Origin of the sequence: Agromyces subbeticus DSM 16689, from assembly GCF_000421565.1 — a bacterium.
Lineage (GTDB): Bacteria > Actinomycetota > Actinomycetes > Actinomycetales > Microbacteriaceae > Agromyces > Agromyces subbeticus.
In genome coordinates this window covers 45,202-71,045 of record NZ_ATXG01000012.1, presented here as the reverse complement: position 1 = coordinate 71,045, position 25,844 = coordinate 45,202, and the positions used below count along the sequence as shown (strand labels likewise).

Annotated in this window: 37 protein-coding genes; 35 read left to right on the top strand and 2 right to left on the bottom strand. The window is 67.1% G+C overall.

Annotated features, from left to right (window positions below):
- Positions 1-6 precede the first annotated feature (6 nt).
- The 10 genes from H521_RS0115275 (at position 7) to H521_RS23690 (ending at position 9,482) form a co-directional block, all read left to right on the top strand.
- The gene (locus tag H521_RS0115275; RefSeq protein ID WP_022893894.1) at positions 7-618 is read left to right on the top strand and encodes a hypothetical protein; all 612 of its coding nucleotides are present in this window, start codon (positions 7-9) and stop codon (positions 616-618) included.
- Positions 615-1,217, top strand: coding sequence for a hypothetical protein (locus H521_RS0115270; protein ID WP_156891477.1), 603 nt, complete (start codon positions 615-617; stop codon positions 1,215-1,217). Before H521_RS0115275 ends, H521_RS0115270 begins: the two co-directional genes overlap by 4 nt.
- Entirely contained in the window at positions 1,214-2,107 is an 894-nt protein-coding gene (locus tag H521_RS0115265) for a hypothetical protein (protein WP_022893892.1), read from the top strand. Before H521_RS0115270 ends, H521_RS0115265 begins: the two co-directional genes overlap by 4 nt.
- 44 nt (positions 2,108-2,151) lie before the next feature.
- Complete coding sequence (locus tag H521_RS25135) at positions 2,152-2,631, top strand: DUF6121 family protein (protein WP_022893891.1); 480 nt, start codon at positions 2,152-2,154, stop codon at positions 2,629-2,631.
- Between the two features lie 94 nt (positions 2,632-2,725).
- Positions 2,726-3,373 (top strand): hypothetical protein, encoded by a 648-nt coding sequence (locus H521_RS0115255; protein WP_022893890.1) that lies wholly within the window; start codon positions 2,726-2,728, stop codon positions 3,371-3,373.
- 316 nt (positions 3,374-3,689) lie between these two features.
- Positions 3,690-4,064, top strand: coding sequence for a 30S ribosomal protein S12 (gene rpsL / locus H521_RS0115245; protein ID WP_022893888.1), 375 nt, complete (start codon positions 3,690-3,692; stop codon positions 4,062-4,064).
- Entirely contained in the window at positions 4,064-4,534 is a 471-nt protein-coding gene (gene rpsG / locus H521_RS0115240; RefSeq protein ID WP_022893887.1) for a 30S ribosomal protein S7, read from the top strand. Before rpsL ends, rpsG begins: the two co-directional genes overlap by 1 nt.
- A 166-nt stretch (positions 4,535-4,700) precedes the next feature.
- On the top strand, positions 4,701-6,815 hold the full coding sequence (gene fusA, locus H521_RS0115235) for an elongation factor G (protein ID WP_022893886.1): 2,115 nt from the start codon (positions 4,701-4,703) through the stop codon (positions 6,813-6,815).
- 112 nt (positions 6,816-6,927) lie between these two features.
- Positions 6,928-8,121: an elongation factor Tu gene (gene tuf / locus H521_RS0115230; RefSeq protein ID WP_022893885.1), complete on the top strand. Its 1,194-nt coding sequence runs from the start codon at positions 6,928-6,930 to the stop codon at positions 8,119-8,121.
- A 131-nt stretch (positions 8,122-8,252) separates the two neighbouring features.
- Positions 8,253-9,482: an acyltransferase family protein gene (locus H521_RS23690; RefSeq protein WP_022893884.1), complete on the top strand. Its 1,230-nt coding sequence runs from the start codon at positions 8,253-8,255 to the stop codon at positions 9,480-9,482.
- 1 nt (position 9,483) lies between these two features.
- Here the strand turns inward: H521_RS23690 and H521_RS23685 are convergent, their stop codons facing one another.
- Positions 9,484-9,933 (bottom strand): OsmC family protein, encoded by a 450-nt coding sequence (locus H521_RS23685; protein ID WP_022893883.1) that lies wholly within the window; start codon positions 9,931-9,933, stop codon positions 9,484-9,486.
- Between the two features lie 508 nt (positions 9,934-10,441).
- Between H521_RS23685 and rpsJ the strand changes: the two genes are divergently transcribed.
- The 23 genes from rpsJ (at position 10,442) to map (ending at position 22,984) form a co-directional block, all read left to right on the top strand.
- Complete coding sequence (gene rpsJ, locus H521_RS0115215; RefSeq protein ID WP_017201594.1) at positions 10,442-10,750, top strand: 30S ribosomal protein S10; 309 nt, start codon at positions 10,442-10,444, stop codon at positions 10,748-10,750.
- 8 nt (positions 10,751-10,758) lie between these two features.
- Entirely contained in the window at positions 10,759-11,415 is a 657-nt protein-coding gene (rplC, locus tag H521_RS0115210; protein WP_022893882.1) for a 50S ribosomal protein L3, read from the top strand.
- Between the two features lie 3 nt (positions 11,416-11,418).
- On the top strand, positions 11,419-12,081 hold the full coding sequence (rplD, locus tag H521_RS0115205; RefSeq protein ID WP_022893881.1) for a 50S ribosomal protein L4: 663 nt from the start codon (positions 11,419-11,421) through the stop codon (positions 12,079-12,081).
- Positions 12,078-12,383 (top strand): 50S ribosomal protein L23, encoded by a 306-nt coding sequence (rplW, locus tag H521_RS0115200; RefSeq protein WP_022893880.1) that lies wholly within the window; start codon positions 12,078-12,080, stop codon positions 12,381-12,383. The genes rplD and rplW overlap by 4 nt, the downstream gene beginning before the upstream one ends.
- A 17-nt stretch (positions 12,384-12,400) precedes the next feature.
- Positions 12,401-13,240: a 50S ribosomal protein L2 gene (gene rplB, locus H521_RS0115195; RefSeq protein WP_022893879.1), complete on the top strand. Its 840-nt coding sequence runs from the start codon at positions 12,401-12,403 to the stop codon at positions 13,238-13,240.
- 12 nt (positions 13,241-13,252) lie between these two features.
- Positions 13,253-13,534 (top strand): 30S ribosomal protein S19, encoded by a 282-nt coding sequence (rpsS, locus tag H521_RS0115190; protein WP_022893878.1) that lies wholly within the window; start codon positions 13,253-13,255, stop codon positions 13,532-13,534.
- Between the two features lie 25 nt (positions 13,535-13,559).
- Positions 13,560-13,925 carry a 50S ribosomal protein L22 gene (gene rplV / locus H521_RS0115185; protein WP_022893877.1) on the top strand — a complete coding sequence of 122 codons (366 nt, stop codon included), beginning with the start codon at positions 13,560-13,562 and terminating at the stop codon, positions 13,923-13,925.
- Positions 13,925-14,677 carry a 30S ribosomal protein S3 gene (rpsC, locus tag H521_RS0115180; protein WP_022893876.1) on the top strand — a complete coding sequence of 251 codons (753 nt, stop codon included), beginning with the start codon at positions 13,925-13,927 and terminating at the stop codon, positions 14,675-14,677. Before rplV ends, rpsC begins: the two co-directional genes overlap by 1 nt.
- 2 nt (positions 14,678-14,679) lie before the next feature.
- Complete coding sequence (gene rplP / locus H521_RS0115175; RefSeq protein ID WP_022893875.1) at positions 14,680-15,099, top strand: 50S ribosomal protein L16; 420 nt, start codon at positions 14,680-14,682, stop codon at positions 15,097-15,099.
- Positions 15,099-15,425 (top strand): 50S ribosomal protein L29, encoded by a 327-nt coding sequence (gene rpmC, locus H521_RS26600; RefSeq protein ID WP_022893874.1) that lies wholly within the window; start codon positions 15,099-15,101, stop codon positions 15,423-15,425. The genes rplP and rpmC overlap by 1 nt, the downstream gene beginning before the upstream one ends.
- Positions 15,426-15,427: 2 nt before the next feature.
- A complete protein-coding gene (rpsQ, locus tag H521_RS0115165; protein WP_022893873.1) occupies positions 15,428-15,730 on the top strand; it encodes a 30S ribosomal protein S17 in 303 nt (100 codons plus the stop codon).
- Between the two features lie 32 nt (positions 15,731-15,762).
- On the top strand, positions 15,763-16,131 hold the full coding sequence (rplN, locus tag H521_RS0115160) for a 50S ribosomal protein L14 (RefSeq protein ID WP_022893872.1): 369 nt from the start codon (positions 15,763-15,765) through the stop codon (positions 16,129-16,131).
- A 3-nt stretch (positions 16,132-16,134) separates the two neighbouring features.
- Positions 16,135-16,494, top strand: a complete 360-nt coding sequence (gene rplX, locus H521_RS0115155; protein ID WP_022893871.1) for a 50S ribosomal protein L24 — start codon at positions 16,135-16,137, stop codon at positions 16,492-16,494.
- Entirely contained in the window at positions 16,494-17,081 is a 588-nt protein-coding gene (gene rplE, locus H521_RS0115150) for a 50S ribosomal protein L5 (RefSeq protein ID WP_022893870.1), read from the top strand. Before rplX ends, rplE begins: the two co-directional genes overlap by 1 nt.
- Positions 17,082-17,209: 128 nt before the next feature.
- Positions 17,210-17,608 carry a 30S ribosomal protein S8 gene (gene rpsH / locus H521_RS0115145; protein ID WP_022893869.1) on the top strand — a complete coding sequence of 133 codons (399 nt, stop codon included), beginning with the start codon at positions 17,210-17,212 and terminating at the stop codon, positions 17,606-17,608.
- A 4-nt stretch (positions 17,609-17,612) separates the two neighbouring features.
- The gene (rplF, locus tag H521_RS0115140; RefSeq protein ID WP_022893868.1) at positions 17,613-18,149 is read left to right on the top strand and encodes a 50S ribosomal protein L6; all 537 of its coding nucleotides are present in this window, start codon (positions 17,613-17,615) and stop codon (positions 18,147-18,149) included.
- 2 nt (positions 18,150-18,151) lie between these two features.
- Entirely contained in the window at positions 18,152-18,511 is a 360-nt protein-coding gene (gene rplR, locus H521_RS0115135; protein WP_022893867.1) for a 50S ribosomal protein L18, read from the top strand.
- Positions 18,508-19,218 carry a 30S ribosomal protein S5 gene (rpsE, locus tag H521_RS0115130; protein ID WP_022893866.1) on the top strand — a complete coding sequence of 237 codons (711 nt, stop codon included), beginning with the start codon at positions 18,508-18,510 and terminating at the stop codon, positions 19,216-19,218. Before rplR ends, rpsE begins: the two co-directional genes overlap by 4 nt.
- Positions 19,218-19,403, top strand: a complete 186-nt coding sequence (rpmD, locus tag H521_RS0115125) for a 50S ribosomal protein L30 (RefSeq protein ID WP_022893865.1) — start codon at positions 19,218-19,220, stop codon at positions 19,401-19,403. Before rpsE ends, rpmD begins: the two co-directional genes overlap by 1 nt.
- Positions 19,403-20,065 (top strand): 50S ribosomal protein L15, encoded by a 663-nt coding sequence (gene rplO / locus H521_RS0115120; RefSeq protein WP_022893864.1) that lies wholly within the window; start codon positions 19,403-19,405, stop codon positions 20,063-20,065. Before rpmD ends, rplO begins: the two co-directional genes overlap by 1 nt.
- 115 nt (positions 20,066-20,180) lie before the next feature.
- Positions 20,181-21,503, top strand: coding sequence for a preprotein translocase subunit SecY (gene secY, locus H521_RS0115115; protein ID WP_022893863.1), 1,323 nt, complete (start codon positions 20,181-20,183; stop codon positions 21,501-21,503).
- Entirely contained in the window at positions 21,500-22,147 is a 648-nt protein-coding gene (locus H521_RS0115110) for an adenylate kinase (RefSeq protein WP_022893862.1), read from the top strand. Before secY ends, H521_RS0115110 begins: the two co-directional genes overlap by 4 nt.
- A 9-nt stretch (positions 22,148-22,156) precedes the next feature.
- Entirely contained in the window at positions 22,157-22,984 is an 828-nt protein-coding gene (gene map, locus H521_RS0115105) for a type I methionyl aminopeptidase (RefSeq protein ID WP_022893861.1), read from the top strand.
- 35 nt (positions 22,985-23,019) lie between these two features.
- Here map and H521_RS0115100 read toward each other — a convergent pair whose 3' ends face one another.
- Positions 23,020-24,918 carry a BglG family transcription antiterminator gene (locus H521_RS0115100; protein WP_022893860.1) on the bottom strand — a complete coding sequence of 633 codons (1,899 nt, stop codon included), beginning with the start codon at positions 24,916-24,918 and terminating at the stop codon, positions 23,020-23,022.
- A 223-nt stretch (positions 24,919-25,141) separates the two neighbouring features.
- Here H521_RS0115100 and H521_RS0115095 point away from each other — a divergent pair, with 223 nt between their 5' ends.
- Positions 25,142-25,447 (top strand): PTS sugar transporter subunit IIB, encoded by a 306-nt coding sequence (locus H521_RS0115095; protein ID WP_026482337.1) that lies wholly within the window; start codon positions 25,142-25,144, stop codon positions 25,445-25,447.
- An 88-nt stretch (positions 25,448-25,535) separates the two neighbouring features.
- Complete coding sequence (locus H521_RS0115090) at positions 25,536-25,802, top strand: HPr family phosphocarrier protein (RefSeq protein WP_022893859.1); 267 nt, start codon at positions 25,536-25,538, stop codon at positions 25,800-25,802.
- The last annotated feature ends 42 nt before the right edge of the window (positions 25,803-25,844 follow it).

Below are 25,844 nucleotides of genomic sequence, written 5' to 3'. Positions count from 1 at the left end.
GAAGCGGTGAGTTCGCTGCGCGACGAGTTGACCGGGGTGCAGACACCGAAGGTGTCGTACACCCTGCTCTGCCCGCCCGGCTGGACCAAGGTGCCGCCCGCCGCACTCACCGACGAGGGCGCCATCGCGGTGTCGCTCGGCGCGATGAAAGAAGCGGGCAGACCCGATCTGGTGCTCCAGTTCCGCAGCATGATCTCGCGCCTGAAGTCGGCGCTGCGCGAACGAGGGGTGTTCGAGGTCTACGTCGCGCCTGAACGCGAGCCCGGCGCTCCCATGCCGGCTATGCTCGCCGTCTCGCCATTCGTGTTGCCACTCGGCGTCACGTGGAATGAGGCGTTGACGAGATTCGCCAAGGGTGGTGCCGTCGAAGAGGCCACCGCCGAGGTGGAGCTCTACGTGGTGCGCCGACGTTCGGAGTACCGCGACGAGTCCGCCTCGGTGAACACCGACGAACTGACCTTCCTCGCTCCCGTCCCAGGGGGCGACGGCCGTCGTGCACTGCTGTTCCAGTACTCGGTGCTGTCGGTCGACGACGAGAACTCGGCCGAGATGGCCAAGGCCCTCCTCTTCATCGGTGAGGCGATCATGTCGACGTTCAGATGGGTGGCCGCGGCATGAGCATGTTCCCGATCATCTTCGATCCCGACCGTTGGGTGCGGGTGCCCACCGATTGGGCCGATGAGCAATGGTCGGATGCAGCGGAATGGGCCGAGTGGGTCGCCGACGAGCTCACCCACGACCGCGCCTCGGCCGCGGCATACGTCGGTGCGCTGCGCGATCAGGCCACCGCCATCGCGACGTTTCCGAACGAGCATGTGAGCGCCCGGTTCTGGTTCTTCCCGATCGACGGCGACCCATCCGGTTGGGTCGATGTCTTCGTGCAGCGCCGTGACATCGACGGCGCGGATGCCGCATCCCTGCTGCCGCCGGTGGGCGTCACCCTGATCGAGCCGGCGGTGCTCGAACTCGAAGACGTCGCTTTCGAGAGCGCCGTGCGCCGGCTGACGCTCTCGCCGATCGACGAGCAGCCGGGCGAGGTTCCGCCCGGAATCCTTGCGAAGGGCGAATGGTCGGCGGTCACCGGCGAGTGGGCGGTCTACCTCGTGTCGATCGATGGCGACCCTCGCGTGCTCACGCGCCGGCTCGCCGACATCGATCGCCTGCTGGGCGGCATCGAGCCGGCCGTGCTCGCCGCGCTCCCCGAGGCCTCGGCATGACCGGCCCCAGCGCGACTGCGCTGACACCGGCGGCTCGCGATGCCGTCGCCGTCGCCGTGGGTCAACTGCCGCACGACCTCTCCGCCGATGCGGCGCTGCGTGCCGTCCCCCAGCTCGCCGTACTCGCCACCCACGGTGGTGCCGCGTCGGCCTTTCCCACGGTGCTCAGCACCGCCGAGCGGGCGGAACTCGATCGCATCCAGCCGATGACCGACTCCGCGCCGAAGAAGGTCTCCGCTGGGTACATGTGGTGGAGTGTGGTGGCCGCGGTGATCGCCCTCATCGCATCGGCGCTCGTCATGATCGGTCGAACCGGCAATGCGGTGCTCGACCCGGTGTCGGGCGCACTGCCGTCGGGACTCTGCATGGCCGCTGCACTCGGTCTCTTCATCTGGCTCGAGCCGCGTCGCACGTCGAATCCGCTCTATCACGGCGGCAATTTCGGCGGCAAGACCTTCATCTTCATCGCGGTGTTGTGGGCCGTCGCCGTGTGGATGGTGTTCGGTGGGATCGACGACGTGCTCTTCTCGCCGGCCGCAATGATCGGACTCGTGGTGCAGATCGTCTCGGTGGTCGGCTGCGCGGTGCTCGCGGTGTTCGCTCTCCGCCACGATCGCGAGCGGCCCCGCTGGTCGGGCGGCCGCCGCGTGCGTTCCGGGGACTCGGTGCCCGTCGAGGTCGCTGAATCGGCGGAGTTCCGTGACGGCGTGCAGGCGCGACTCGAGGAGTGGCGGCGCTACATCTACCGCACGAGCACCGGTGACGAGCGCGCGGCGATGCGCTCCGCCGAACTCGAAGCTGTGCGGCTCCTCACCGAGCGGGGCACACTCTCGGAGGCGCAGCGACATGATGCGGAGCAGCGGGTGCACGCGGGCGCAGACTGGCGCTGAACGCCCGGCTCCACACGTTCGGCGACCGGCGTACGCTCGAAGGCATGGACCCGCGTCGCACGGCCTGGATCGTCGCCGCGTTCGCGGCAGCCCTCGACGCCGCCCTCGTGGTCTGCGCCTACGGCTTCGTCAGCCTCCTCGCGGGCATCGAGGTGATCGCCGACCCCGAGGCCGGCCGGTTCGTGGCGCCGGCAGCGGTCGGGGCATCCGTCATCGCAGTACTGCTCACCCTCGCGCGCACGCTCCGCCGGCCCGAACGGATGCTGCGCAGCGTCGTGCTCTCCATGGTGTGGAGCTGGCTCGCTGCCGTCGTGGTGGCGGTCATCGGCTACGCGCTCGCGAGCACCGCGAACACGCTGCTCGCCGCACTGCTCTTCGGTCTCGGGTTCGGCATCGGGTGGTTCGGCCTGCTCATTCCGGCGCTCGCAGCGCTCACGGCATCACTGGCCGTGCTCGTCGCGCGCGGACGCGACGCCGGCATGGTGCGGCCGCGCTGGCCCTGGGAGCGCCCCGACGAGGAGTGACGGCCTGACCGAGCGGGCGAGGAGAGGCCCGCGCGGCGCGCCAACCGCTCGCGGTTCGATGACGCCCGGCCGAGGCAGCGCTATCGTTTCCCTGATGCAGGGATCGATCGAGGCCAAGGTGAGCCACGAGGTCGACCGGTGGCTGGCGTGGCTGCCCCGGTGGCGACCCGGCACGCACCGCGCCCGCGTGCGGCTCTGCACCCGGTGCTTCGGCTCGCCGATCCTCACGGCCGCCGGACTCGACGTCGACGTGCCGCACCCCGTGCAGCACGCCTTCTCGATGCGCATGAAGGGCATCATCGATCTCGCCGTCGATGACTACACGGCGCGCAACCTTCCGATGCTGCACCGCGAGATCCGGCTCGCCGAAGAGCGCAAGGCGCGGCGACCGTATCGCGCAGGGGAGGGGCTCGAACCCGAGTTCCTCGGACTCGACCTCGACCCCGAGCCGGTTCCCGACCAGCCGTTCCTCTTCACCCTGTCGGGGCTCGAAGCGGATGCCGCGGCCGAGGCGCTCGAGCCCGCGCCCCGACCCTTCACGATGGAGGAGAAAGAGGCGCTGCGCGACGAGGTGCGCCTCGCCGACGACTTCGCGAAGCAGCTCGGCCGGCGCATCTGCGTCGAGCTCGCACAGCACCGGGGTCGCATCGGCGACGCCGTGACCGAGTTCGTCGAGCCGCAGGTCGAAGACCTCCTGGCCGACCTCGAGCGTGAGCTCGATTCGCCGGGCTGGCCCGGCTGACGCACCGACGGTGCAGGTGTCCCTCGAGCGAGCGGGCGGCACCGACATCGAGGCCCATTTGACCGCAACGTTACGGGGCATTACCATGGATCGGGTGTGCGCTTTGACGCGCGCTTGAATCCTGCCCCGAATCTCGAGCGATCGAGAGCGGTGGCATGACGCGAGCAGCGACGATCCGACCACTCCATGGGCTCCCTCACGGGTCGCCCCCACGGCATACCCACCACGCAAACGGCGCTGCAGCTCTGCGGCGCCGGTGGGTCTGATGTGAATTCCATCAAACGCTGTCACCGTGCAGCACCAACAAGGAGAAGCAGTGCCAACCATTCAGCAGTTGGTCCGCAAGGGTCGCTCGCCGAAGGTCACCAAGACCAAGGCTCCCGCCCTGAAGGCCAACCCCCAGCAGCGCGGCGTGTGCACTCGTGTGTACACCACCACGCCGAAGAAGCCGAACTCCGCGCTCCGCAAGGTCGCCCGTGTGAAGCTCTCCAACGGCACCGAGGTCACCGCATACATCCCCGGTGAGGGCCACAACCTGCAGGAGCACTCGATGGTGCTCATCCGCGGCGGTCGTGTGAAGGACCTCCCCGGCGTGCGCTACAAGATCGTCCGCGGCGCGCTCGACACGCAGGCCGTGAAGAACCGCAAGCAGGGTCGTAGCAAGTACGGCGCGAAGATGGAGAAGAAGTAATGCCTCGTAAGGGACCCGCTCCGAAGCGCCCCGTCGTCGCCGACCCGGTCTACGGTTCGCCCGTCGTCAGCCAGCTCGTCAACAAGATCCTCATCGACGGCAAGAAGGACCTCGCGCAGCGCATTGTGTACGAGGCGCTCTCGAATGTCGCCGAGAAGAACGGCCAAGACGCCGTCGCCACCCTGAAGAAGGCGCTCGACAACGTGCGCCCCACGCTCGAGGTGCGTTCGCGTCGCGTCGGCGGTTCGACCTACCAGGTCCCCGTCGAGGTCAAGCCCCACCGTGCCAACACCCTGGCCCTCCGCTGGCTCACCAGCTACGCCAAGGCTCGTCGCGAGAAGACCATGACCGAGCGTCTCACCAACGAGATCCTCGACGCCTCCAACGGCCTGGGTGCCGCGGTCAAGCGCCGCGAAGACACCCACAAGATGGCCGAGTCCAACCGCGCCTTCGCCCACTACCGCTGGTAGCAGGCAGACGGATGCCGCGTCGTACCGCGACCGGCATCCGATCGGCCCTCTACTGCTGGTAGCAGGCAGACGGATGCCGCGCGGCGGGTCCTGCGCTCGTCGAAGGGCCGCCCGCGGCATCCGTTCACCTCATCTTTTTCGTTCCTGAATCTCCGGAGGAACCCCCGTGGCACAAGACGTGCTCACCGACCTGAACAAGGTCCGCAACATCGGCATCATGGCGCACATCGATGCCGGCAAGACCACCACGACCGAGCGCATCCTGTTCTACACGGGCGTCAACCACAAGATCGGCGAGACCCACGACGGCGCCTCGACGACCGACTGGATGGAGCAGGAGAAAGAGCGCGGCATCACGATCACGTCTGCCGCCGTGACCTGCTTCTGGAACAAGAACCAGATCAACATCATCGACACCCCCGGCCACGTGGACTTCACGGTCGAAGTGGAGCGTTCGCTCCGCGTGCTCGACGGTGCGGTCGCCGTGTTCGACGGCAAGGAGGGCGTCGAGCCCCAGTCCGAGACCGTCTGGCGCCAGGCCGACAAGTACAACGTGCCGCGCATCTGCTTCGTCAACAAGATGGACAAGCTCGGCGCCGACTTCTACTACACGGTCGACACCATCATCAGCCGGCTCGGGGCACGCCCGCTCGTGCTGCAGCTGCCGATCGGCTCGGAGTCGAACTTCGAAGGCGTCGTCGACCTCGTCGAGATGCGTGCACTCACCTGGCGCGGCGACTCGAAGGGTGACGTCAAGATGGGCGCCGAGTACGCCATCGAGGAGATCCCCGCCGACCTCGTCGACAAGGCCGCCGAGTACCGCACCGCGCTGCTCGAGGCCGTCGCCGAGACGAACGACGAGCTCATGGAGAAGTACTTCGGTGGCGAAGAGCTCACCGTCGCCGAGATCAAGTCCGCCATCCGCGGCCTCACGGTCAACAGCGACATCTACCCCGTGCTCTGCGGTTCGGCGTTCAAGAACCGAGGCGTGCAGCCGATGCTCGACGCCGTGATCGACTACCTCCCGTCGCCGCTCGACGTGCCCGCCATCGAGGCGCACGACGCTCGCGACGAAGAGAAGGTCGTCATGCGTCACGCCGACGCGACCGAGCCGTTCACGGCGCTCGCGTTCAAGGTCGCAGTGCACCCGTTCTTCGGTCGACTCACCTACGTGCGCGTCTACTCGGGTCGTCTCGACTCGGGTGCCCAGGTCGTCAACTCGACCAAGGGCAAGAAGGAGCGCATCGGCAAGATCTTCCAGATGCACGCCAACAAGGAGATCCCCGTCGAGTCGGTGACCGCCGGCAACATCTACGCCGTCATCGGCCTGAAGGACACGACGACCGGTGACACGCTCTGCGACCCGAACAACCAGGTCGTGCTCGAGTCGATGACCTTCCCCGAGCCGGTGATCGAGGTCGCGATCGAGCCCAAGACCAAGGCCGACCAGGAGAAGCTCGGCACGGCGATCCAGAAGCTCGCCGAAGAGGACCCGACGTTCCGCACCGAGCAGAACACCGAGACCGGCCAGACGGTCATCAAGGGCATGGGCGAGCTGCACCTCGACATCCTGGTCGACCGCATGAAGCGCGAGTTCAACGTCGAGGCCAATGTGGGCAAGCCCCAGGTCGCGTACCGCGAGACGATCAAGCGCGCGGTCGAGAAGCACGACTACACCCACAAGAAGCAGACCGGTGGCTCCGGCCAGTTCGCGAAGATCCAGTTCGCTCTCGAGCCTCTCGAGATCGAAGGCGACAAGATCTACGAGTTCGAGAACAAGGTCACCGGTGGCCGCATCCCCCGTGAGTACATCCCCTCGGTCGACGCCGGGTTCCGCGATGCCATGCAGTACGGCATCCTCGCGGGCTACCCGCTCGTCGGCGTGAAGGCGAGCCTGCTCGACGGCGCGGCCCACGACGTCGACTCCTCGGAGATGGCGTTCAAGATCGCCGGCTCGATGGGCTTCAAGGAAGCCGCTCGCAAGGCGAACCCCGTGCTGCTCGAACCGCTGATGTCCGTCGAGGTCCGTACTCCTGAGGAGTACATGGGCGACGTCATCGGCGACCTGAACTCGCGTCGCGGCCAGATCCAGTCGATGGAGGATGCCGCAGGCGTGAAGGTCGTGCGTGCGCACGTCCCGCTCTCGGAGATGTTCGGATACATCGGCGACCTTCGGTCGAAGACCTCTGGTCGCGCGGTGTACTCGATGGAGTTCCAGAGCTACGCGGAGGTCCCGAAGGCTGTGGCCGACGAGATCGTCCAGAAGAACAAGGGCGAATAGTCCGATACGCACGAACCTTCCGGTTCGCGTAACATATCAACACAACCCCCGTAGGCCACCGGTCGCAATCCAGCGCCCGGCGGTTCTACACGAGTCCTGAGGAGGACCCACAGTGGCTAAGGCCAAGTTCGAGCGGACCAAGCCGCACGTCAACATCGGAACGATCGGTCACGTCGACCACGGCAAGACCACGCTCACCGCCGCGATCTCGAAGGTGCTCGCCGACAAGTTCCCGTCGGCCACCAACGTGCAGCGCGACTTCGCGTCGATCGACTCCGCTCCCGAAGAGCGCCAGCGCGGCATCACGATCAACATCTCGCACGTCGAGTACGAGACGCCGAAGCGCCACTACGCGCACGTCGACGCCCCGGGTCACGCCGACTACATCAAGAACATGATCACCGGTGCTGCCCAGATGGACGGCGCGATCCTCGTGGTCGCGGCGACCGACGGCCCGATGGCTCAGACGCGTGAGCACGTGCTGCTCGCCAAGCAGGTCGGCGTGCCCTACCTGCTCGTCGCGCTCAACAAGTCCGACATGGTCGACGACGAAGAGATCCTCGAGCTCGTCGAGCTCGAGGTTCGCGAGCTCCTCTCGAGCCAGGGCTTCGACGGCGACAACGCTCCCGTCGTGCAGGTCTCGGGCCTCAAGGCGCTCGAGGGCGACGAGAAGTGGGTCAAGTCGGTTCTCGACCTCATGGACGCCGTCGACGAGTCGATCCCCGACCCCGTGCGCGACAAGGACAAGCCGTTCCTCATGCCGATCGAGGACGTCTTCACGATCACCGGTCGTGGAACCGTCGTCACGGGCCGCGCCGAGCGTGGCACGCTGAAGATCAACTCCGAGGTCGAGATCGTCGGCATCCGCCCGACGCAGAAGACCACGGTCACCGGCATCGAGATGTTCCACAAGCAGCTCGACGAGGCATGGGCCGGCGAGAACTGCGGTCTGCTCCTTCGCGGCACCAAGCGCGAAGACGTCGAGCGCGGCCAGGTCGTCGTGGCTCCCGGTTCGGTCACCCCGCACACGAACTTCGAGGGCACCGCGTACATCCTCTCCAAGGAGGAAGGCGGGCGTCACAACCCGTTCTACGCGAACTACCGCCCGCAGTTCTACTTCCGCACCACCGACGTCACCGGTGTCATCACGCTGCCCGAGGGCACCGAGATGGTCATGCCCGGCGACACCACCGACATGACGGTCGAGCTCATCCAGCCGATCGCCATGGAAGAGGGTCTCGGCTTCGCCATCCGTGAGGGTGGCCGCACCGTCGGCGCCGGCACGGTCACGAAGGTGCTCAAGTAGGTTCGCCTGCTGATCGCTGATCGCTGAAAGGGGTCGGGCCTTCGGGTCCGGCCCCTTTTGCGTGCCTGCCGTAAGGCGGGCGTTCGTGCAACCCCTCGCGTGCCCGCATCCGCCGCTCTACGCTTGAGCAGATGGCAGTTCCCCCTCAGCCATTCGTTCGATCGACGGTTCGCCCCGAGGTACAGGCTCTGCGGGCGCTCGCCGTCGGAGCCGTCGTGCTCCATCACGGCTGGCCCGCCGTGGCCCCCGCCGGCTACATGGGCGTCGACGTCTTCTTCGTCGTCTCGGGTTTTCTCATCACCGGGCTGCTGCTCCGCGAGGCCGAGCAGCGCGGCCGTATCTCGCTGCGCGCCTTCTACCTGCGCCGTGCTCGCCGCATCCTGCCGGCGGCGCTCGCCGTGCTGCTCGCGGTCTCGTTGCTCACCGTCGCGGTCGTGCCCCAGCGGGAATGGCGCGCATGGTTCCGCGAGATCGTGGCGAGCGCCCTGTACTTCGAGAACTGGCAGCTCGCCGTCGATTCGCAGATCCCGGCTCGCGCCGATCTCGAGTCCACACCGGTGCAGCACTACTGGTCGCTCTCGGTCGAGGAGCAGTTCTACCTGTTCTGGCCGCTGCTTCTCATCGCGGCGCTCTGGGTCGCCGCGCGCAGGGCGTCCGGCTCCCGCGTGGTGCTGACGGTCACCCTCGGTGCGGTCACCGCCGCCTCCCTCGTGTACTGCCTGGTGCTGACCGGACAGGACTCGGACCTCGCGTACTTCTCGACCCTCACCCGTACCTGGGAGTTCGGTGCCGGAGGCCTGCTCGCCCTGCTCGCGGGCGCGCCGCTGCCCCAGCACCATCGCTTGCGCAGCGCGGTCTCGGCGGCGGGGCTCGTGCTCATCGTCGTGCCGATCGTGACATTCCGCTCGCCGGAGCTCTTTCCCGGAGTGGTCGTGCTGGCGCCTGTGGTGGGCACGATGGCGGTGATCTGGGCGGGGATGCCGAAGGCCGCGTGGTCACCCGCTCGAGTCGCCGCGCTGGCCCCCGTGCAGTGGATGGGGGATGTCTCGTACTCGCTCTACCTCTGGCACTGGCCGATCTTCATGTTCACGCCCTACCTGATCGGCATGCCGAGCCCGCCGTGGGTGATGGCCCTGCTCGTCGTGCTCGCCTTCCTCGTCGCGGGCCTCTCCAAGCGCGTGATCGAAGATCCGTTCCGCGCCCCGGCCGCAGGTCTTCGCGCTCGACCGTCGTTCATGCTCGGCGGCATCGCTGCAGTCGTCGCGGTCGTCGTCGGTGCGGGAGTCGTCGCGCCCGGCATCGCGGCCGAGCGCACGGTTGCCTGCGACCGGCGCGACACGGAGGTGACCGACGGGCGATGACTCAGACGGAGGCGCCGTCGATCGTCGTCTCGAGGGCGATCGACCCGTGCACGCTGCGGGCCACCGTGCAACTCCGGTCGATGGCCTTGACCATGAGCTCGATGAGCTTCGTGCGCTCGGCGTCGTCGAGCGCCGAGAGATCCACGAGCAGTTCCTCGCCGATGCTGGCGTAGCGGTTGTCGGGCGCCGAGGTGCCGTGCGCCCAGACCGTCATCTCGAAGTCGTCGCCGAGGCGGCGGGCGGCGACCCGGTCGGCACTCATGCCCGCGCAGCCAGCGAGAGCGAGCTTCAGCAACTCGCCCGGCGTGAAGTGCCCCTCGGCCTCTGCGGGCCCGATCAGCACGGTCGACCCGCGTTCGTTCATGCCCTCGTAGGTGCGGGCGCCGGTGCGCGTGACCGACACGCTGCCCGGCCCGATGTGCTCGCTGACCCGGTGCGCGTGCTCGGTCATGGGGCCTCCAGTCGTGGTCGTCAGCTCGATTCCATCACGGATGTCGGTGGGCCGCGGCATCCCTCGGCTGCGACCTGGCTGTGAACCGGGTGGGCGCGACACGCCCGGGTTGCATGGAGCCTCTTATTGTGGCAAACTCGTTGAGTTCAACATTTCGAACGGCGTGCCATGCTGCGTGCCGTTCGAATCACTGCCAGGCAGTGCATAGCCACCCGGTTCCAGCGAGAGATCGCGTCGAGCGCGAGGGGTCAGGCTAGGCCGCGGGGAGCAGAACACAAACTGAGCCGACAACCACTGACCTGGGTGATCCATGTCTTCCGGCGGTCGGCGAGGGGCTTGAGGTCGAGCGTGTCGAGGGCACCGCGGCGGAGAAGATCCGCCCGGGTGGTTTCGACAGGCTCGATCACCGGCCTTTGACAGATGAACAGTGGTGCTTCACACGGAGTAGCTACGCGGCGTCCAATGCCCTCGGAAGGGGTAAGACGCCTTGACAGAGAGAGAGTCAGCAATGGCGGGACAGAAGATCCGCATTCGACTGAAGTCGTATGACCACGAGGTCATCGACACCTCGGCGCGCAAGATCGTCGACACGGTGACCCGCGCGGGCGCCACGGTCGTCGGCCCCGTGCCGCTTCCGACGGAGAAGAACGTGGTGTGCGTCATCCGTTCGCCCCACAAGTACAAGGACAGCCGCGAGCACTTCGAGATGCGCACCCACAAGCGTCTCATCGACATCGTGGACCCGACGCCCAAGGCCGTCGACTCGCTCATGCGACTCGACCTGCCGGCCGACGTCAACATCGAGATCAAGCTCTGAGGTAACAGATGTCTTCCGCTACCAAGAACGTGAAGGGACTGCTGGGCACGAAGCTCGGCATGACCCAGGTGTGGGACGAGAACAACAAGCTCGTGCCCGTGACCGTCATCGAGATCGCCCCCAACGTGGTCACGCAGCTGCGCACCGTCGAGAACGACGGCTACCAGGCTGTGCAGATCGCCGCAGGCGCCATCGACCCGCGCAAGGTCAACCAGCCCGCGACCGGCCACTTCGCCGCCGCAGGCGTGACCCCCCGCCGTCACCTCACCGAGGTGCGCACCGCTGACGCCGCCTCGTACGAGCGCGGCCAGGAGCTCACCGTCGAGGCCACCTTCGAGGCCGGCCAGCTCGTCGACGTCGTCGGCACGAGCAAGGGCAAGGGCTTCGCCGGTGTCATGAAGCGCCACAACTTCAAGGGCGTCTCCGCTTCGCACGGTTCGCACCGCAACCACCGCAAGCCCGGCTCGATCGGTGCTTCCTCGACCCCCAGCCGTGTCTTCAAGGGCATGCGCATGGCCGGTCGCATGGGTGGCGAGCGCGTCACCGTGCTCAACCTCCGCGTGCACGCCGTCGACGCAGAGAAGGGCCTGCTGCTCGTCAAGGGTGCAGTTCCCGGTGCTCGCGGCCGTCTCGTTTTCGTCCGCAACGCAGTGAAGGGGGCGTAGTCCATGGCTACCGCCAACACCATTGACGTGCTCGACGCGACCGGCAAGAAGTCCGGCTCGGTCGAGCTGCCCGCCGAACTCTTCGACGTGCAGACCAACGTCCCGCTCATCCACCAGGTCGTCGTCGCCCAGCTCGCAGCAGCGCGCCAGGGCACGCACAAGACCAAGACCCGCGGCGAGGTTTCCGGCGCAGGTCGCAAGCCGTTCAAGCAGAAGGGCACCGGCCGCGCCCGTCAGGGTTCCATCCGTGCTCCTCAGATGACCGGCGGTGGCATCGTCCACGGCCCGCAGCCGCGCGACTACTCGCAGCGCACCCCCAAGAAGATGATCGCCGCAGCACTGCTCGGCGCGCTCTCCGACCGCGCTCGCGGCGGCCGCATCCACGCTGTCGAGGGCTTCGTGGCCGGCGAGACCGCGAAGACCAAGGACGCCGTCGCGCTCCTCGGTGCGATCGCTCCCGCCAAGCGCTTCCTCATCGTGCTCTCGCAGGGTGAAGAGCTGGCGCAGCGCGCGGTGCGCAACATCCCGACCGTGCACGTGCTGCGGGTCGACCAGCTGAACGCCTACGACGTGCTCGTCTCCGACGACATCGTCTTCAGCACCGCCGCACTCGAGGCCTTCGTGGCCTCCAAGTCGGCGAAGAAGGAAGAAGAGGTCTCGGCATGACCGCCGCCGCGAACAACAAGGACCCGCGCGACATCATCATCGCGCCCGTCGTCTCGGAGAAGAGCTACGGCCTGATCGACGAGGGCAAGTACACGTTCATCGTGGACCCCCGCTCGAACAAGACCGAGATCAAGCTCGCCATCGAGAAGATCTTCAACGTCCAGGTGGCGTCGATCAACACCCTGAACCGTCAGGGCAAGACCCGCCGCACCCGGTTCGGCCTTGGCAAGCGCAAGGACACCAAGCGCGCGATCGTCACCCTCAAGTCCGGCTCGATCGACATCTTCACGGCTGTCGGCTAGGGAGCAGAGGAATAAGAATGGCTATTCGTAAGTACAAGCCCACGACTCCCGGTCGTCGCGGATCGTCGGTCGCCGACTTCGCGGAGATCACGCGCTCGACGCCCGAGAAGTCGCTGCTCCGCCCCCTGTCGAAGACCGGTGGTCGCAACAACCAGGGTCGCATCACGACCCGTCACATCGGTGGTGGCCACAAGCGCCAGTACCGCGTGATCGACTTCAAGCGCAACGACAAAGACGGCATCAACGCCAAGGTCGCTCACATCGAGTACGACCCCAACCGCACGGCGCGCATCGCGCTGCTGCACTTCGTCGATGGCACCAAGCGCTACATCCTGGCTCCGAACAAGCTCTCGCAGGGCGACATCGTGGAGTCCGGCGCCGGCGCCGACATCAAGCCCGGCAACAACCTGCCGCTGAAGAACATCCCCACCGGTACCGTGATCCACGCGATCGAGCTCCGCCCCGGTGGCGGCGCGAAGATGGCCCGTTCGGCCGGTGCGTCCGTTCGCCTCGTTGCGAAAGACGGCCCGTACGCGCAGCTGCGTCTGCCCTCGGGCGAGATCCGCAACGTCGACGCGCGCTGCCGCGCGACCGTCGGCGAGGTCGGCAACGCCGAGCAGTCGAACATCAACTGGGGCAAGGCCGGCCGCATGCGCTGGAAGGGCGTCCGCCCGACCGTCCGCGGTGTCGCCATGAACCCGGTCGACCACCCGCACGGTGGTGGCGAGGGCAAGACGTCCGGTGGACGTCACCCCGTCAGCCCCTGGGGCCAGAAGGAAGGCCGCACGCGCAAGCGCGACCTTCCCAGCGACAAGCTCATCGTTCGCCGCCGCAATGTCGGCAAGAAGCGCAAGTAGGAGTTGTAGAAGATGCCACGCAGTCTGAAGAAGGGCCCCTTCGTCGACGACCACCTGCTTCGCAAGGTGATCACGGCGAACGAAGCCAACAGCAAGAACGTCATCAAGACCTGGTCGCGCCGTTCGATGATCATCCCGGCCATGCTGGGTCACACGATCGCGGTGCACGACGGTCGCAAGCACATCCCGGTGTTCGTCACCGAGACCATGGTGGGTCACAAGCTCGGCGAGTTCGCCCCCACCCGCACCTTCCGTGGACACGTGAAGGACGACAAGAAGGGCCGTCGCCGCTAAGCGGTGACGTGAAGGAGGAGAAGAAATGGTGGAGTCGATCGCACGCGTGCGACACATCCGCGTGACCCCCATGAAGGCCCGCCGCGTCGTCAACATGATCCGCGGTAAGCAGGCTCAGGAGGCACTCGCCATCCTGAAGTTCGCACCCCAGGGTGCGAGCGAGCCGGTGTACAAGCTCGTTGCCTCAGCCATCGCGAACGCTCGCGTCAAGGCCGATGCCTCGAACACCTATCTGGACGAGCAGGACCTCTACATCAGCAGCGCTTTCGTCGATGAGGGCACCACCCTCAAGCGATTCCAGCCGCGTGCCCAGGGTCGTGCCTTCCGCATCAACAAGCGAACGAGCCACATCACCGTCGTGCTCGCCACGCCCGAGGAGGGTACGAAGTAATGGGTCAGAAGGTCAACCCGTACGGCTTCCGTCTCGGCATCACCACCGACCATGTGTCGCGGTGGTTCTCAGACTCGACGAAGCCCGGTCAGCGTTACGCCGACTATCTCGCAGAAGACATCAAGATCCGTCGACTGCTGCAGACGTCGCTCGATCGTGCCGGTGTCTCGCGCATCGAGATCGAGCGCACCCGTGACCGTGTCCGCGTGGACATCCACACGGCGCGTCCCGGCATCGTGATCGGCCGCCGCGGAGCCGAGGCAGAGCGCATCCGCTCCGACCTCGAGAAGCTCAGCGGCAAGCAGATCCAGCTGAACATCCTCGAGGTGAAGAACCCTGAGGCCGACGCTCAGCTCGTCGCTCAGGGCATCGCCGAGCAGCTCTCCGCTCGTGTGGCATTCCGCCGCGCGATGCGCAAGGGCCTGCAGGGTGCTCAGCGCGCCGGCGCCAAGGGCGTCCGCATCCAGGTCTCCGGCCGCCTCGGCGGCGCCGAGATGAGCCGTTCCGAGTTCTACCGCGAAGGCCGTGTGCCCCTGCACACCCTGCGCGCGAACATCGACTACGGCTTCTACGAGGCGAAGACCACCTTCGGCCGCATCGGCGTGAAGGTCTGGATCTACAAGGGCGACATCACCAACAAGGAGCTCGCCCGCGAGCAGGCCAACCAGAAGTCGTCGCGCCCCGAGCGCAGTGACCGTCCCCGTCGTGCGCCGAAGGCGCAGGAGCCGGTGGCAGCAGGAGTTGAGGCATAACCATGTTGATTCCCCGTCGAGTCAAGTACCGCAAGCAGCACCACCCCGGCCGTTCGGGCCACGCCACCGGCGGCACCAAGGTTTCCTTCGGTGAGTACGGTATCCAGGCGTTGACCCCCGCGTACGTGACGAACCGTCAGATCGAGTCCGCTCGTATCGCGATGACCCGTCACATCAAGCGCGGCGGCAAGGTGTGGATCAACATCTACCCCGACCGTCCGCTCACGAAGAAGCCGGCCGAGACCCGCATGGGTTCCGGTAAGGGTTCGCCCGAGTGGTGGGTCGCGAACGTCAAGCCGGGTCGAGTCCTCTTCGAGGTCTCCGGCGTCTCAGAAGAGCTTGCTCGTGAGGCCATGACCCGTGCTATCCACAAGCTGCCCCTCAAGGCACGCATCATCAAGCGCGAGGAGGGCGACGCATAATGGCCGTCGGCACCAAAGAGCTCAGCCCGATCGAGCTCGACACCTTTGAAGACGAGCGACTCGTCGATGAGCTGAAGAAGGCCAAGGAAGAGCTGTTCAACCTGCGCTTCCAGTCGGCCACCGGTCAGCTCGAAAGCCACGGCCGCCTGCGGGCGGTCAAGCGCGACATCGCGCGCATTTACACGGTCATCCGCGAACGCGAACTCGGCATCCGGGCCACGCCCGCGCCGGTCGAGATTCCGGTCAAGGCCGAGAAGAAGACCAAGAAGGCCAAGGCCGAGGCATCCACGGATGCTGCTGCCGAGGCAGAGACGAAGGAGGCCTGATCATGGCTGAGACCAAAAAGGCTGCGGCCGAGGTCGACACCACGGCCGAGCTCGTCCGTGGCTACCGCAAGGTTCGTCGTGGCTACGTCGTCAGCGACAAGATGGACAAGACCATCGTCGTCGAGGTCGAAGACCGCGTGAAGCACCCGCTGTACGGCAAGGTTCTGCGCCGTACCTCGAAGGTCAAGGCGCACGACGAGACCAACACCGCCGGCATCGGCGACCTCGTCGTGATCAGCGAGACCCGTCCCCTCTCCGCCACGAAGCGCTGGCGCCTCGTCGAGATCGTCGAGAAGGCCAAGTAAGCCTCGCGCTTACTTGAAAGAAGGAGTTCAAAGTGCTTCAGCAGGAATCACGAGTCAAGGTCGCCGACAACACCGGCGCCAAGGTGCTGCTCACGATCCGCGTGCTCGGTGGCTCGAAGCGCCGGTACGCCGGCCTCGGTGACACCATCGTCGCGACCGTCAAGGACGCGATCCCGGGCGGCAACGTCAAGAAGGGCGATGTGGTCAAGGCCGTCATCGTCCGCACCGTCAAGGAGACCCGTCGCGCAGACGGCTCGTACATCAAGTTCGACGAGAACGCCGCAGTGATCCTGAAGAACGATGGTGACCCCCGCGGCACCCGTATCTTCGGACCGGTCGGTCGCGAGCTTCGCGACAAGAAGTTCATGAAGATCATCTCGCTGGCACCGGAGGTTATCTAAGTCATGGCCAACATCAAGAAGGGTGACCTCGTGCAGGTCATCTCCGGCCGCAGCCAGGCTCGCGGTGGAGATCGCGGCAAGCAGGGCAAGGTGCTCGAGGTGCTCGTCGCCCAGAACCGCGTCGTCGTCGAGGGCATCAACTTCGTGACGAAGCACGTTCGCGTCGGCCAGACGCAGCGCGGCTCGAAGACCGGTGGCATCGAGACCGTCGAGGCCCCGATCCACGTGTCGAACGTCGCACTCGTCGACCCCGAATCGAAGAAGCCGACCCGTGTCGGCTTCCGCATCGAGACCGTGACGAAGGACGGCGTCGACAAGACCGTCCGCGTCCGCTACGCCAAGAAGTCAGGTAAGGACCTGTAATGACCGATACGGCTACGCAGGCTGGCAAAATCCAGCCGCGTCTGAAGACCAAGTACCGGGACGAGATCTCGAAGACCCTCCTCGCGGAGCACGGCTACACCAACGTGCACCAGGTTCCGGGTCTCGTGAAGATCGTCGTGAACATGGGCGTCGGCGAGGCTGCCCGCGATGGCAAGGTCATCGACGGTGCGGTCGCAGACCTCACCAAGATCACCGGCCAGAAGCCGCAGGTCACCAAGGCTCGCAAGTCCATCGCGCAGTTCAAGCTGCGCGAGGGCCAGCCGATCGGTGCCCACGTGACGCTTCGCGGCGACCGCATGTGGGAGTTCCTCGACCGCCTGCTCTCGCTCGCACTGCCCCGCATCCGCGACTTCCGCGGCCTGTCGGAGAAGCAGTTCGACGGCACCGGCAACTACACCTTCGGTCTCACGGAGCAGTCCGTGTTCCACGAGATCGACCAGGACAAGATCGACCGCGTCCGCGGCATGGACATCACTGTGGTGACCACTGCCAAGACCGATGAAGAGGGTCGCGCACTGCTCAAGCAGCTCGGCTTCCCCTTCAAGTCGGCCGAGTCCGCCAACTGAACCACGGATGCTGCGGGCTCGCGCTCGCAGCATCCGCTCCGGTTCCCCGCATCCGCGGGGGCCGACACCACAGGTCATCGCTCGCGTAACGGGCGCTGAAACCTGGTGAACGTAAGGAAACACTCGTCATGACGATGACCGACCCGGTCGCTGACATGCTGACCCGTCTGCGGAACGCGAACTCCGCACACCACGACTCCGTGTCGATGCCCAACTCCAAGCTCAAGGCGCACATCGCCGAGATCTTGAAGAAGGAGGGCTACATCGCGGACTTCGAGGTGACCGATGCGCGCGTGGGCACGACGCTCACGCTGCAGCTCAAGTTCGGCCCCAACCGCGAGCGTTCGATCGCTGGCATCAAGCGCGTCTCCAAGCCCGGCCTTCGTGTCTACGCGAAGTCGACGGAGCTCCCCAAGGTGCTCGGCGGCCTCGGCGTTGCCATCCTGTCCACCTCCAGCGGTCTGCTCACCGACCGCCAGGCCGAGAAGAAGGGCGTAGGCGGAGAAGTCCTCGCCTACGTGTGGTAGTTCCATGTCACGAATCGGACGACTTCCCATCGACATCCCCGCGGGCGTCGACGTCAAGATCGACGGCCAGGCCGTCTCCGTGAAGGGCCCGAAGGGCGAGCTCGCGCTCACCGTCGCCGCCCCGATCGAGGTCAAGCTCGAAGAGAACCAGGTTCTCGTCACCCGCCCCGACGACGAGCGCACCTCGCGTTCGCTGCACGGCCTGACGCGAACCCTCATCGCCAACCAGATCATCGGCGTGACCCAGGGTTACTCCAAGGCGCTCGAGATCGTCGGCACCGGGTACCGTGTGGCCCAGAAGGGCGGCTCGCTCGAGCTCGCCCTCGGCTTCTCGCACCCCGTCGTGGTCGAGGCCCCGGCCGGCATCACGCTGACCGTCGAGGGCAACAACAAGATCACCGTTGCCGGCATCGACAAGCAGGCCGTCGGCGAGACCGCCGCGAACATCCGCAAGATCAAGAAGCCTGAGCCCTACAAGGGCAAGGGCATCCGCTACGCCGGCGAGGTCGTGCGTCGCAAGGCCGGAAAGTCAGGTAAGTAATCATGGCTGTGAAGACCAAGACGGCTGCGCGTTCGCGCCGCCACACCCGCCTTCGCAAGAAGGTCGTCGGCACCGAGCTGCGTCCGCGCCTCGTTGTCACCCGTTCGGCACGTCACGTGTTCGTTCAGGTCGTCGACGACGCCGCCGGCCGCACGCTGGCTTCGGCGTCCACGATGGAAGCCGACCTCCGCGCATTCGACGGTGACAAGACCGCCAAGGCCAAGAAGGTCGGCGAGCTCGTCGCCGAGCGCGCGAAGCAGGCCGGCGTCGAGTCCGTCGTCTTCGACCGCGGCGGCAACAAGTACGCCGGTCGCGTCGCAGCGATCGCCGATGGAGCGCGAGAGGCAGGGCTCAACCTGTGAGTGAGAACACTACGAAGGAGACCGAGGTGACCGAGGCGATCGTCGAGGCGCCGGTCGAGACGGCCGCAGCTTCGGAGCCGGCCCGCAACGAACGCGACAACCGCCGTGGCGGCGGTCGCGACCGCAACCAGGGTGGCCGCGATCGCGGTGGCCGTGACGCCGAGAAGAGCCAGTTCCTCGAGCGCGTCGTGACCATCAACCGCGTGTCGAAGGTCGTCAAGGGCGGACGTCGCTTCAGCTTCACGGCGCTCGTCGTCGTGGGCGATGGCAACGGACTCGTCGGCGTCGGCTACGGCAAGGCGCGCGAGGTTCCGACCGCGATCTCGAAGGGCGTCGAGGAGGCGAAGAAGAACTTCTTCCGCGTCCCTCGCATCGGAGCGACCATCCCACACCCCGTGCAGGGTGAGGCCGCAGCCGGCGTCGTCCTGCTGCGTCCGGCGTCCGCCGGTACCGGTGTCATCGCGGGTGGCCCCGTGCGCGCCGTGCTCGAGTGCGCCGGCATCCACGACGTGCTGAGCAAGTCGCTCGGTTCGTCGAACACCATCAACATCGTGCACGCCACGGTCGCAGCCCTCTCGCAGCTCGAAGAGCCGCGTGCGGTCGCCGCCCGTCGTGGTCTTCCCTACGACGAGGTCGCTCCGGCCCGTCTGCTGCGTGCCGAGTCCCAGGCGGCCGAGGCCGCCGCAGCAGCAAAGGCAGGTGCCTGATGGCCAAGCAGCTGAAGGTGACCCAGATCAAGTCCAAGGTGAGCGAGAAGCAGTACCAGCGCGACACGCTGCGCAGCCTCGGTCTCAAGCGCATCGGTGCCTCGGTGATTCGCGAGGACACCCCGCAGAACCGCGGCTACGTGAACACCGTCGCGCACCTCGTGAAGGTTGAGGAGATTGACTAATGGCTGACGAGAAGAAGGACGTCGCCGCCGAGGCCCCCAAGAAGGCTCCGGCGAAGAAGACGGCTGACAAGCCGGCCGCCGCGAAGGCCGCCCCCAAGGCGGCCGAGAAGAAGGCGCCCGCCAAGGCTGCAGCTGCGAAGGCCGACTCGGCCGACGCCGCGAAGACCACGGCGAAGAAGGCACCAGCGAAGAAGGCTGCCGAGAAGGACGTCGCCGAGAAGCGCGAGCAGGTGCTGAAGGTTCACCACCTCCGCCCGGCACCCGGCGCCAAGAAGGACAAGACCCGCGTCGGACGCGGTGAAGGTTCCAAGGGTAAGACGGCCGGTCGCGGTACCAAGGGCTCGAAGGCGCGGAACAACATCCGCCCCGGGTTCGAGGGTGGCCAGCTTCCGTACCACATGCGTGCACCGAAGCTGCGCGGGTTCAAGAACCCGTTCCGCGTCGAGTACCAGGTGGTCAACCTCGAGAAGCTCGCCGAGCTGTACCCCAAGGGCGGCGATGTCACCATCGCCGGTCTCGTCGAGAAGGGCGCCGTTCGCAAGAACGAGCGCGTCAAGGTTCTCGGCAACGGCGACATCCAGGTGAAGCTCAACGTCGCGGTCGACAAGGTCTCCGGCTCGGCCGAGCAGAAGATCGTCGCCGCTGGCGGCTCGGTCAAGTAGACCGAAACAGCACTGAACGGCTCGAGCCAGTCAGGACCTCGCGTATGATTCACGGGGGTCTCGACTGGCTCGAGCCGCATACGGACTGACTCCACACGGAGCAACAGGAGGACGAGTGTTCAACGCCATCGGGCGGATCTTCCGCACGCCGGATCTTCGCCGCAAGCTCGGGTTCACGCTGGGCATCGTCGCCCTGTTCCGACTCGGCTCGTTCATTCCCGCGCCCTTCGTGGACTTCGGGAACGTACAGGCGTGTCTCGCCGCGAACCAGGCGGGCGCAGCGGGGCTCTACGACCTCGTCAACCTCTTCTCGGGCGGCGCGCTGCTGCAGCTCTCGATCTTCGCGCTGGGCATCATGCCCTACATCACCGCGTCGATCATCGTGCAGCTGCTCCGCGTCGTGATCCCTCACTTCGAGACGCTGTACAAAGAGGGCCAGGCCGGCCAGGGCCGCCTGACCCAGTACACCCGCTACCTCACCATCGCGCTCGGCGTGCTGCAGTCGACCACGCTGATCACGGTGGCCCGCTCTGGCGCACTGTTCCCCAACGGCGCCCCCGAGTGCTCGCAGCTCATCACGAACGACGCCTGGTACGCGATCCTGCTCATGGTCATCACCATGACCGCCGGCACCGGCCTCATCATGTGGATGGGTGAGCTCATCACCGAGCGCGGCATCGGCAACGGCATGTCGCTCCTCATCTTCACGTCGATCGCCGCGACCTTCCCCGGTTCGCTCTGGTCGATCGGCATCTCCCGCGGATGGGACGTCTTCGCGATCGTGCTGGCCATCGGCCTGCTGGTCGTGGTCGCCGTGGTCTACGTCGAGCAGTCGCAACGCCGCATCCCCGTGCAGTACGCCAAGCGAATGGTCGGCCGGCGCACGTACGGCGGCAACAACACCTACATCCCGATCAAGGTCAACATGGCGGGCGTCGTGCCGGTCATCTTCGCCTCGTCGCTGCTCTACCTGCCCGCGCTCATCGCCCAGTTCAACACTCCGGCGGCCGGCGAGACGCCGCAGCCGTGGGTCACCTGGATCACGAACTACCTGACGCAGGGCAGCCACCCGCTGTACATGCTGATGTACTTCCTGCTCATCGTCGGATTCACGTACTTCTACGTCGCGATCACGTTCAACCCCGACGAGGTCTCCGAGAACATGAAGAAGTACGGCGGCTTCATCCCCGGCATCCGTGCCGGTCGCCCGACCGCCGAGTACCTCGACTACGTGCTGACGCGCATCACGCTGCCCGGTTCGCTCTACCTCGGTCTCGTCGCGCTGATCCCGCTCATCGCCTTCGCCTGGATCGGTGCCGACCAGAACTTCCCGTTCGGCGGCGCGTCGATCCTGATCATCGTCGGCGTCGGCCTCGAGACGGTGAAGCAGATCGACGCCCAGCTCCAGCAGCGTCATTACGAGGGACTCCTCCGATGACCGGTGGCGAGGCCCGCGACGGTGCGAACCGCGCAGCCGCCTCGGCCCGGTTCCTGATCGTCGGGCCGCAAGGCTCGGGCAAGGGAACGCAGGGCGTGCTCGTCGCTGAGGCATACGGAGTGCCGCAGGTCGCCACCGGCGACATCTTCCGCGCGAACGTCGCGGGCGGCACCGAACTCGGCAAGCGAGTGCAGGCGATCATCGATGCCGGCGACCTCGTCTCCGACGAGCTCACGAGCGAGCTCGTGCGCGACCGACTCTCGCAGCCCGACGCCGCCGGCGGGTTCGTGCTCGACGGCTACCCGCGCAATCGCGGTCAGGTCGCCGACCTCGACGCGTTCCTCGAGAGGCGCGGCGAGTCGATCGATGCCGTCATCGAACTCGAGGTGCCCCACGCCGAGAGCATGGCGCGGCTCCAGCAGCGAGCAGCCGACCAGGGCCGCACCGACGACACCGAAGAGGCCATCGCGAACCGTCTCGCGATCTACGAGCGCGAGACGGCTCCGATCCTCGACGTGTACCGTCCGCGTGGCGTGGTGGTGCGCATCGATGGCGTCGGCACGCTCGTCGAGGTGACACAGCGCATCTTCCAGGCGCTCGCGTCGCGCGGCCTGGCGCCGCGCCACCCCGGCACCGCAGCCTGAGTCGCTCGGGTGTTCCGTCGTTCGATCTACAAGTCGCCGGCCGAGCTGCGCTCGATGCAGCGTGCCGGCGAGCTGACCGCGGCTGCGCTCCGTGAGGCGCGGCGACTGCTCACACCCGGGGCGACGCCGCTCGAGCTCGACGCCGCCGCCGAGCGAGTGATCCGTGCCGCCGGTGGCGAGCCCAACTTCCAGCTCGTACCCGGGTACCGGCACACCCTGTGCGTCTCGGTCGACGACGACATCGTGCACGGCATTCCCGGCGACCGGCCCTTCCGGCCCGGCGACATCGTCTCGGTCGACGGGGGCGCACAGATCGACGGCTGGAACGGCGACTCTGCGTTCACGGTCGTGCTGCCCGATGCGGCACGGCCCGACGTGGTCGCATCGCGCGACGAGCTCAATCGCGTCACCGAGCAGGCCCTCTGGGTCGGCATCGCCACCTTGGCCCGCGCCGCCCATCTCAACGAGGTCGGAGCGGCGATGGAGGACTTCGTGCGAGGTGAGGGCGAGTACGGCATCCTCACCGACTACGTCGGCCACGGCATCGGCCGCTCGATGCACGAGGAGCCGCCGGTCTTCAACTATCGCGTCGACCGGCGTGGTCCGGCCGTCAAGCCGGGCTTGGTCGTGGCGATCGAGCCGATGATCGTGGCCGGCTCGATCGACACGTTCACTCGAGACGACGACTGGACCGTGACGACGTCCGACGGTTCCGACGCGGCGCACTGGGAGCATTCGGTCGCAGTGCATGCGGGCGGCGTCTGGGTCCTCACCGCGCCCGATGGCGGCGCAGCCGGCCTCGCGCCCTACGGCGTACTCCCCACGAAGATCGTCTGAGGCGACCGCCCGCGGCTCGCGGCGCGGGTTGGGTCTCAGGGTGCCATGAGCCGGGCGAGCTCGGCGAGGAGTCCTGGGTAGTCGGTCGCGCCGCGCACGAGCCGATCGACGTTCGTCCGGTCCGAGAACGCCTCGACGAACTGGTCGAAGACGTCTTGGAACTGCGCGCGGCCGTCTTCCGAGAAGGCGATGAGCGCCACCACGTTGACCCGAGCTCCCGACCAGTCGATCGGCGTCTCGTCGATGGCGATGGCGATGGCCGTGCGGCGAGCCGACATCGTCATGGCGTGGGGCACCGCGAGTTGCTCCGTGAAGGCCGTCGACGAGAGACGCTCACGCTCGAGTGCACCCGCGACGTAGGCGTCGTCGATGACCCCGGAGGCGATCATGCGCGCCCCGAGCAGGCGGATGACCGACTCGGGGTCGTGGCCGCGGAGTCCGCGCACGAAGAGCTCGGGCGCGATGTACTGCGAGAGCGCCACCGCGAGGCGGGCACGTCGCCGTGATCGTCTGATGCGGGCAACCTGGGTTCGTATGCGGTCGAGGTCGGTTTCGGTGGGGAAGACCGCGACCCGTACGAAGTTCTCGACGGGAGTCGGCGAGTCGACCACCGAGATGATGAGTTCGGCCGACAGCGTGCCCAGGTCGGCGTCGGCACGGTCGACGAGCCCGACGACCTCGAGCTCCTCGGCGAAGGCGTGCCTGATGCGCTCCACGAGCAGTACGTGCACATCGTGGTACGCCGGGGCGACGACGATGGCGCGCACCCGGTCGGCCGAGACCCGCTTCCGGTCGAGATATGCCCCGACGTGCATGGCGATGTAGGCGATCTCGTCGTCGTCGACGGAGATGCCCTCGGCGAGGGCGAGCTCGTGCATGATGAAGACCGACAGGTCGTAGATGAGCGGGTAGGCGGCTTTGATGGTGCCGGTGAGCGGGTTCCGCGATGGCCGATGCTCGACCGAGCGCGCGATGAGATTGTCGACGTGCAGCGCGAGCCGCTCGATGAACTCATCATCATCGAGGTCGACGAGGTATTCGTCGGCGGCCCGGCCGACGATCGCGCGCACGAGGGCAGCTCTCGACGAAGTGGCGTCGCGCTCACCGGCATCCGTCGCGGCCAGCGTCCGTGTCGCCGCGCGCGTGCCCAGCAGTCGTGCAAGATGATCGAGTTCGACGTCACCGATCGCGGTGCCGAATTGCGCGCGGATGACGCCGTCGAGCAGCCGCCCGAGAGCGAATCGCTCGGCAGGCCGCTCGGGCGCCTGCTGGGGGCCGTCAGCAGCGATCGGGTGATCGTGGCGGACGCGGTCGACGGCGATCACGATGTGCAGGAGCACGTCATCGAGCGCGTATGCGTTCGGCGCGTATCCGGCGGCGGTCAGTTCGGCGACGAGGGCGTCGCGGAAGGCGGGAAGACCGTGGAAGGAGCCTCGAAGCTCGTCGGGGCCGCGCATGCCGCGCGACGCCTCCTCGCGGAACAGCGCACCGAGCAACCGGCGGGTCGCGGATTCCGGTCCGTCGAGGTGCACGCGCGGCCCTCGGCGCACCAGTGAGAGTCCCGTGCCGGCGAGGCGCGAGCGGATACGCCCGAGGTCCGCTTCGATCGTCGACTCGCTCACGTGCAGCGCGGCCGCTGTGGCGTACACGTCGATGCCGTCGTCGGCATCGGCGAGGGCGCGTATGACGCGAGCGGCCCGAGCGGCTGGAGAGGTGCCTCGTGACCGGGGCGCACGTGCGGCGAACGCTGCACGATCGAGGCGGTAGCCGAGCGGCCCCGACGCCACGACGGTCGTCTCGGCATTGGCCTGCGCGACGTAGGTGCGCACGGTACGGGGCGTCACGTCGAGACGAGCCGAGAGTTCGGCCGCGGTCGTCCAGCCGTCGTTCTCGGCGAGCACCTCGACGAGTCGCTCCCACCTTTCGACGGACATAGGCCTCCCGGGTCGGCGCCCGAGGCCACTCGGCAGCGGGCGGTGCACACAGTCAACCACCCGGCACCGGCGTCAGCGCCGTCGAACAACCGACTTTCCGGGGGAGCGGAAGGGATCGTGCTGGAACTGCAGGTGGCGGCGGGCGGAGAATCGAGTGACCGCAGCGGCGACTGCGGATCGACGATCAACGGAGACCGCGAACGGCGGGGCGAGGAGGCACCGAATGCGGATTCTCGTGGCCTGCGGCGCCGGCGCATCGAGCACGTTCGTCGCCGTGCGGATCCGACGTGCTGCCGAGGCGCGAGGGCTCACCGTGCAGACGCGAGCGACGGGGGAGTCCCAGCTCGACGCCGCTCTCCGCGACACCGATGTGCTGCTCGTCGGGGCGCACCTCGGGGCCCGCCTCGAATCGGTGCGCGAACGTGCCGCCGCGGCATCCGTCGCCGTCGTGGTGCTACCGGCCGCGGCAGCATCCTCCGACGCCGACCAGCTGCTCGACCTCGCCCTCGCCGCAGGGGCACGAACATGAACCGCCACAGGGTGCCGACCGCTCCCTCGCCCGTGGCGGAGGGCTATGGTGAACGAGGGAACGGACACTCGCGACGGAGGCCGGACACATGCAGGAACAGACAGTTCGAATCGGATCGACGCACGGACTGCACGCGCGGCCGGCCAAGCTCTTCACGCAGGCCGTCGCGGCATCAGGCGCCACCGTCATGCTCAGCAAGTCGGGCGGTACGCCCGTCAATGCGGCGAGCATCCTCGGAGTCATCTCGCAGGGCATCGACCACGGCGACGAGGTCACCCTCGTCGTCGAGGGCGGCGATGAGCGAGCGGTGCTCGAGCAGCTCATCGGGCTGCTCAGCACCGACCACGACGACTAGGGCGGGGCATCCGTCTCCCCTCGATCCGGTTCGGAGAGGCGA